4 protein-coding genes are annotated in these 7,471 nt (G+C 70.6%); 3 read left to right on the forward strand and 1 reads right to left on the reverse strand.

All coding sequences use genetic code 11. The annotated features are described in order from the left end of the window. Window positions 1-9 precede the first annotated feature (9 nt). A complete protein-coding gene (gene dnaE / locus Ari01nite_RS21810) occupies window positions 10-3,543 on the forward strand; it encodes a DNA polymerase III subunit alpha (protein WP_203783282.1) in 3,534 nt (1,177 codons plus the stop codon). Window positions 3,544-3,620: 77 nt separating this feature from the next. Then, the gene (locus Ari01nite_RS21815; protein ID WP_203783284.1) at window positions 3,621-4,571 is read left to right on the forward strand and encodes a hypothetical protein; all 951 of its coding nucleotides are present in this window, start codon (window positions 3,621-3,623) and stop codon (window positions 4,569-4,571) included. Between the two features lie 547 nt (window positions 4,572-5,118). Here the strand turns inward: Ari01nite_RS21815 and Ari01nite_RS21820 are convergent. Continuing rightward, the gene (locus Ari01nite_RS21820; protein ID WP_203783286.1) at window positions 5,119-5,826 is read right to left on the reverse strand and encodes an LON peptidase substrate-binding domain-containing protein; all 708 of its coding nucleotides are present in this window, start codon (window positions 5,824-5,826) and stop codon (window positions 5,119-5,121) included. Window positions 5,827-5,997: 171 nt separating this feature from the next. Here Ari01nite_RS21820 and hisD point away from each other — a divergent pair, with 171 nt between their 5' ends. Then, a complete protein-coding gene (hisD, locus tag Ari01nite_RS21825) occupies window positions 5,998-7,308 on the forward strand; it encodes a histidinol dehydrogenase (protein ID WP_203783288.1) in 1,311 nt (436 codons plus the stop codon). Window positions 7,309-7,471 lie beyond the last annotated feature (163 nt).

The raw sequence follows: 7,471 nt of genomic DNA on the forward strand, positions 1-7,471 counted from the left end.
GGTCCCGGGGTGTCTGACTCGTTCGTGCATCTCCACGTGCACACCGAGTATTCGATGCTCGACGGGGCCGCCCGGGTCAAGGAGTTGCTGGCGGAGGCGTCCCGGCTGGGCATGCCGGCCGCGGCGATCACCGACCACGGCAACATGCATGGGGCGTACGACTTCTACAAGCAGGCGACCTCCGCCGGGGTGACCCCGGTGATCGGCGTCGAGGCGTACGTGGCACCCGAGTCCCGGCTCACCAAGAGCCGGATCAAGTGGGGCCGCCCCGAGCAGAAGGGTGACGACGTCTCGGGTAACGGCGCCTACACCCACATGACGATGTGGGCGCGCAACGCGATCGGCCTGAAAAACCTGTTCCGGCTCAACTCGCGGGCCTCGATGGAGGGTCAGCTCGGCAAATACCCGCGGATGGACTTCGACATCATCGCCGAGCACGCCGAGGGCATCATGGGCACCACCGGCTGCCCGTCCGGCATCGTGCAGACCCGGCTGCGGCTCGGCCATTTCGACGAGGCGCTCAAGTCCGCCGCGCTCTACCAGGAAGCCCTCGGCAAGGAAAACTACTTCCTCGAGATCATGGACCACGGCCTGTCGATCGAGCGGCGGGTCCGCGACGGCCTGCTCGAGATCGGCCGCAAGCTCGACATCAAGCCACTGGTCACCAACGATTCGCATTACACGTACGAGGCCCAGGCCGAGGCCCACGACGTGCTGCTGTGCGTGCAGACCGGCAGCAACGTGGCCGACCCCAACCGGTTCCGCTTCGACGGCAACGGCTACTTCGTGAAGTCGGCCGACCAGATGCGCGCGGTCGACTCGTCCGAGCCCTGGCAGGACGGCTGCCGCAACACGCTGCTGGTAGCCGAGCGGGTGGACACCACAGGCATGTTCACTTTCAAAAACCTGATGCCCCGGTTCCCGATCCCGGACGGCTTCACCGAGGAGACGTACTTCCGGCACGTGGCCTTCGAGGGCCTCCGGCGCCGGTTCCCCGACGGCATCCCGGACACGCACGTCACGCAGGCGGAATACGAGCTGGGCATCATCATCCAGATGGGCTTCCCGTCCTACTTCCTGGTGGTCGCCGACTTCATCCAGTGGTCGAAGGACAACGGCATCGCGGTCGGTCCGGGCCGCGGGTCCGCGGCGGGTTCCCTGGTGGCGTACGGGATGGGCATCACCGACCTCGATCCGCTGCCGCACGGACTCATCTTCGAGCGGTTCCTCAACCCCGAGCGCGTCTCGATGCCCGACGTCGACATCGACTTCGACGAGCGCCGGCGCGGTGAGGTCATCCGGTACGTGACCGAGCGCTGGGGCGAGGACAAGGTCGCCCAGATTGCGACGTTCGGCACGATCAAGGCCAAGGCTGCGATCAAGGACTCGGCCCGGGTGCTGGGTTATCCGTACGCGGTCGGCGACCGGATCACCAAGGCCATGCCGCCCGCGGTGATGGGCAAGGACATCCCGCTGTCCGGCATCTTCGACTCCGACCACAAGCGCTACAGCGAGGCCGGCGAGATCCGCACGCTGTACGAGCAGGACCCGGACGTCAAAAAGGTGATCGACACGGCCCGCGGCATCGAGGGCCTGATCCGGCAGACCGGCGTGCACGCGGCCGGCGTGATCATGTCGGCCGAGCCCATCATCGACCACATCCCGCTGATGCGGCGGGCCTCCGACGGTGTGATCATCACGCAGTTCGACTACCCGACCTGCGAGACGCTCGGCCTGCTCAAGATGGACTTCCTGGGCCTGCGCAACCTGACGATCATGACCGACGCGGTCAAGAACATCGAGCTCAACCACGACAAACAGATCGACTTGCTGGCCCTGCCGCTGGACGACAAGCCCACCTACGAGCTGCTCGCCCGGGGCGACACGCTGGGCGTCTTCCAGCTCGACGGCGGACCGATGCGCTCGCTGCTGCGGCTCATGAAACCGGACAACTTCGAGGACATCTCGGCCGTGCTGGCGCTCTACCGGCCCGGTCCGATGGGTGCCGACTCGCACACCAACTACGCGCTCCGGAAAAACAAGCTCCAGGAGATCAAGGGCATCCACCCCGAGCTGGAGGAGCCGCTGCGCGAGGTGCTCGGCCCCACCTACGGCCTGATCGTCTATCAGGAGCAGGTGCAGCGTGCCGCCCAGATCCTCGCGGGTTACTCGCTCGGCAAGGCCGACCTGCTGCGCCGGGCCATGGGCAAGAAGAAGAAGGAGGTCCTCGACCAGGAGTTCATCCCGTTCCGCGACGGCATGCGCGAGCGAAACTACTCCGACGAGGCCATCCAGGCGATCTGGGACGTGCTGGTCCCGTTCGCCGACTACGCGTTCAACAAGGCGCACACCGCGGGCTACGGCCTGGTGTCCTACTGGACCGGTTACCTCAAGGCCAACTACCCCGCGGAGTACATGGCCGGCCTGCTCACCAGCGTCGGCGACGACAAGGACAAGATGGCGATGTACCTGGCCGACTGCCGGCGGATGGGCATCCAGGTCCTGCCACCGGACGTCAACCAGTCCGCCGGTCCGTTCACCCCGGTCGGCAAAGACATCCGATTCGGACTGGCCGCGGTCCGCAACGTCGGGCACAACGTGGTCGAGGCGATCGCCCGCTGCCGCCAGGAAAAGAGCGAATACCGCGACTTCTACGACTTCCTGTCGAAGGTGGATGCGGTCGCCTGCAACAAGAAGACCGTCGAATCTCTGATCAAGGCCGGCGCGTTCGACTCGATGGGGCACAGCCGCAAGGGGCTACTCGCGGTGCACGCCGAGGCCATCGACGCGTACGCCGACGTCAAGCGCAACGAGGCAGCCGGCCAGTTCGACCTGTTCGGCGCGTTCGGCGACACGGTCGACGGCGGGTCGGCCACGGTGGCCATGCCGCCGATCGGCGAGAGTGAGTGGGACAAGCGCGACAAGCTGGCCTTCGAGCGCGAAATGCTCGGCCTGTACGTTTCCGACCATCCGCTGGCCGGCCTCGAGCAACTCCTGCAAAGCTCGGCCGACACCACCATCGCGGCTCTCAACGAGGAGGGGTCGGTGCCGGACGGCCAGGTGGTCACGCTGGCCGGCATCCTCACCGGCGTGCAGCGGCGGATCACCAAGCAGGGCCGGGCGTGGGCGTCGGCCACCCTCGAAGACCTGGCCGGTGGGGTGGAGACGCTGTTCTTCCCGAACACCTACGAGGTGATCGGCCAGTTCATCGCCGAGGACGCCATCGTCGTGGTCAAGGGCCGGGTCGACCGCCGCGACGACACCCCGCGGATCATGGCGATGGACATGCAACTGCCCGACATCAGCCACAACCCGGACAGCAAGCCGGTCACGCTGACCATGCCGATCACCCGGTGCACGCCGCCGCTGGTCTCCGAGTTGAAGGAGATCCTGAGCAGCCACCCCGGCGACTCCGAGGTGCACGTCCACCTGCAGAACGGCAGCCGCACCACGGTACTGCGGCTGGGCGCGGTGCGGGTGGCGCCGACCCCGGCGCTGCGGGCCGACCTCAAGACGATCCTGGGCCCGTCCGCGGTTGGCTGAGCGGCCCAGAGTCTGGTGAGGCGACGTGGTGGGCGGGCGCGGGCGACGCTGCGCGGCAAACCTGGCAGGATCGTAGGGTGAACCCGAGTCAGGAGCCCGCTCAGCCGCAGCCTCCGCACGACCCGGCCCTCTTTGGCGGCGCCCGGCCAGGCGGCCAGGACGGTTTCGAGCCGGGAGCCGCCGGCGGCTTCGGTCTGGCACACCCGTTCGGGCCCGAACCGGTCATCGCCGACGACTACGCCCGGCGCTGGTGGGGGTTCCGCCGCTCCGAGCGGCGGCCGTGGCGGCGCTCGTTGGCCGTCTGCGGGGCGACCGCGCTCGGCGTGCTGGCGCTCGGCGTACCCCTCGGGCTGCTCTGGGCCTGGATCGCCCCCGAGGTCCCGGTGATCAACTCCGGCCAGAACGGCGTGGTGGTCAACGACCCGTCCCCCGAGGAGTACATCGCGGCGGACGGCTGGTTCACGCTGCTCGGCTTGGGCTTCGGCATCCTGGTGGCGATCGTGGCCTGGCTGGTCCTGCGCCGCGACCGCGGCCCGTTCCTGCTGCTGGGCGTGGTGGCGGGCGCGTTCGGGGCGGGCTGGCTGGCGGGCCCGCTGGTGGGCGAGGCGATCGGCCGGAGCGCGTACGACCAGTGGCGCGAGACAGCGGTGCAGGGCGCGACCTACCTGGCCCCGCCGGAGGTGCACTCGGTCGGCCCGACGCTGGTGCCGGCTTTCGCGGCGGCGATCGTGCTGACCCTGCTGGCCGGCTGGTCAAACGATCCCGACCTGGACCAGCCCGGAGCCAAGCCGGGATACGGCCCCAACGCGGAGGCCGACGAGCCGCACGCCATCAACGCGTGGTCGTCGCCCTTCAACCCCGCAACGCCCGCTCCGCCGACGCTCGGCCCTGCGACGCCCCATTCCGCCCCGCCCAACTCGGCGGCGCCCGATGCCGCGCCGCCGGGTTCCGCGGCGCCGGGTTCCGCGCCGCCAGGTTCCGCGGCGCCAGCGCCGTTTCCGCCGGGCTCGTTCGACCAGCGAGGCTGACGGCACGGGTAGCGCCGTCGGTCTTGCTCGCCGCGCCCGTGCTCTGTCGCAGCACCGGACCGCGCCGCCTGCCGCCCCGCGCCGCCTGCCGCCCGCGCCGCCTGCCGCCCTGCGCCGCCTGCCGCCCCGCGCCGCGATCGCCCGCGCCGCGATCGCCCGCGCCGCGATCGCCCCGCGCCGCGACCGCCGCGCCGCGACCGCCGCACTGCGCCCTGCCGTCTCGCCTGCGCTGGCGCTGTCAGACGTGCGCGTTCCTTTAAACTGCGCGTCCTCTACGGGCGTTGCTCTTCGCGTTGCCTCTCCGCGCGCCTGCGGCCTCGGCCTACAAGATCTGCCGTCCTGAGGAGCGTGTTCGCCTCGGGCCGCGTTACCACGTGCATGCAGAATGCATCTGCGGAGCGGAGTCGTTGCGGCGGTGGGCCGGGTGCGAGGCCGGCGGTGAGCCGGGTGCGAGGCCGGCGTTGGGCCGGGTGCGAGGCCGGCGTTGGGCCGGGTGCGGGGGCGGCGGTGGGCCGGGTGCGGGCGCGGAGGCGGGGCCGGTTGGGGGTTAGTTCGGGCTGGCGGGGCGGGCCAGGTCGGACAGTGGGACCGGGACGGCGCGGACCCGGGCCAGCAGGCCGGCCTCGCGGTTGAGCAGTTTGAGCTCGGCGCGCAGGCGGCTGGCGGTGTCGCGGGCGGCCAGTAGCAGCTGGCGTTCGTCGGTGGTCAGCTGGGCCGTCGCGGCGATCAGGTGGGACAGCACGGTGGGGTCGGCGGGGACCGCGTCCAGTGCCTCGGCGTCGGGGCGCAGCAGATCCAGGTAGGTGCGGAAGGCGGCCAGCGCCCGTGGGGCCAGCAGCTCGGCGGTCTCGTCGGGGGACTCGTCGGGGAACCAGTCGACCTTGGCGGTCAGGTAGGGCTCGCTGCCCTGCTGGACGTTCTGGATGCTGAACCGGCGGCGGCCGACGGTCATGATGTCGAATCTCCCGTCCGGCAGCTCGGTGACCTGGCGCAGCTCGGCGGTGCAGCCGACCGGGTAGAGGTCGTCGGCGCGGACCGGTGGCGGGTCGGGGAGCGGGCCGTCCTCGGTGTCGGACGCGGGGGCCTCGGCGCCGCGCCGCAGGGTCACCACACCGAATTCGTGCGGGCCGTCGGTCGGGCTGGCGACCAGCTCGCGGACCAGCGTCCGGTAGCGTTCCTCGAAGATGTGCAGGGGCAGCACCAACCCCGGAAACAGCACCGTACCCAGCGGGAACACCGGCAGCCGCTCGCTCACGAGTTCAGCCTAACCGCAGGCCCACCATGGTCAACCCGTCCGTCACCCCCTCCTTACCGATTGCATGGGGAACGTACCGAAACGGCAGCGTAAGGCGGATCACCCATCCCAAGCGCTGGGCCGGCGGTGCCGGTCTCCAGAACTGTCGGACGCCCCGCCTAAACTTGTCCCGTGCTGAATCGGACTGACCTGCGCGGCTCCCACCGGGATCCGCGCGGCCTGCTGCCTCGTGCCCAGCTCGACGTCTCCGTCGCGGTCGAGCAGATCCGTCCCGTCGTCGAGGCGGTCCATCAGCATGGGTTCGACGCGATCCGGGAGGCGACCGAACGCTTCGACGGAGTTCGACTGGAGCGGCTCCGGGTGCCGGCTGCGGCCATCGCGGCGGCCGCCGAGACGCTCGACCCCGAGGTGCGGGCGGCGCTGCTCGAGGTCATCAAGCGGGCCCGCAAGGTGCACGCCGACCAGCGGCGCACCGACGTGACGACCCGGGTGGTCGACGGCGGCACGGTCACCGAGCGGTGGATTCCGGTGCGCCGGGTCGGCCTCTACGTGCCAGGCGGCCTCGCGGTTTATCCGTCCACCGTGGTCATGAACGTGGTGCCTGCCCAGGAGGCCGGCGTCGAGGGTCTCGTGGTGGCCAGCCCGCCACAAAAGGAAAATGACGGCCTGCCCGACTCCCGGGTGCTCGCGGCGTGCGCGCTGCTCGGTGTCGACGAGGTCTATGCGGTCGGCGGCGCGCAGGCGATCGCGCTGCTGGGCTATGGCTCCGACGGCGCCGACGAAACCGACCGGTGCGAGCCGGTCGACATCATCACCGGCCCGGGCAACATCTGGGTGACGGCCGCCAAGCGGCTGCTGCGCGGCGTGGTTGGCATCGACGCCGAGGCCGGGCCGACCGAGATCGCGATCCTCGCCGACGAGACGGCCGACCCGCGGCACGTGGCGGCCGACCTGATCAGCCAGGCCGAGCACGACCCGCTTGCGGCCAGTGTCCTGGTCACCGACTCCGAGGCGCTGGTGGCCGCGGTCGAGCAGGAGTTGACCCGGCAGGTGGCCAGCACCAAACACGAGCAGCGGGTCCTCACCGCGCTGACCGGCGAGCAGTCCGGTGTGGTGCTGGTCGACGACCTCGAGCAGGGCTTGCGCGTCGTGGACGCGTACGCGGCCGAGCACCTGGAGATCCAGACGCGGGACGCGCGGCAGTGGGCCATGCGGGTCCGCAACGCCGGCGCGATCTTCGTCGGAGCCTGGTCGCCGGTGTCGCTGGGCGATTACGCGGCCGGCTCCAATCACGTTCTGCCGACCGGCGGGTGCGCGCGGCACTCGTCGGGCCTGTCGGTGCAGTCCTTCCTGCGCGGCATCCACGTCGTCGAATACGACGAGGCCGCCCTGCGCGACGTCGCCGACCACGTGGTCGCCCTCGCCAACGCCGAAGATCTGCCAGCCCACGGGGACGCGGTCAAGGTCAGGTTCCCGCGATGAGCCCGACAAATCCGGCAGCGGCGACAAATCCGATAAGCCCGTCGGGCACGGCCGCGAGAGTGAGTGCCGCGGGCGCGGGCGCTGCGGGTGGCGCGGGCGCTGCGGGTGGCGCGGGCGCTGCGGGTGGCGCGGGCGCTGCGGGTGGCGCGGGCGCTGCGGGTGG

Origin of the sequence: Paractinoplanes rishiriensis (assembly GCF_016862375.1) — a bacterium.
GTDB lineage: Bacteria > Actinomycetota > Actinomycetes > Mycobacteriales > Micromonosporaceae > Actinoplanes > Actinoplanes rishiriensis.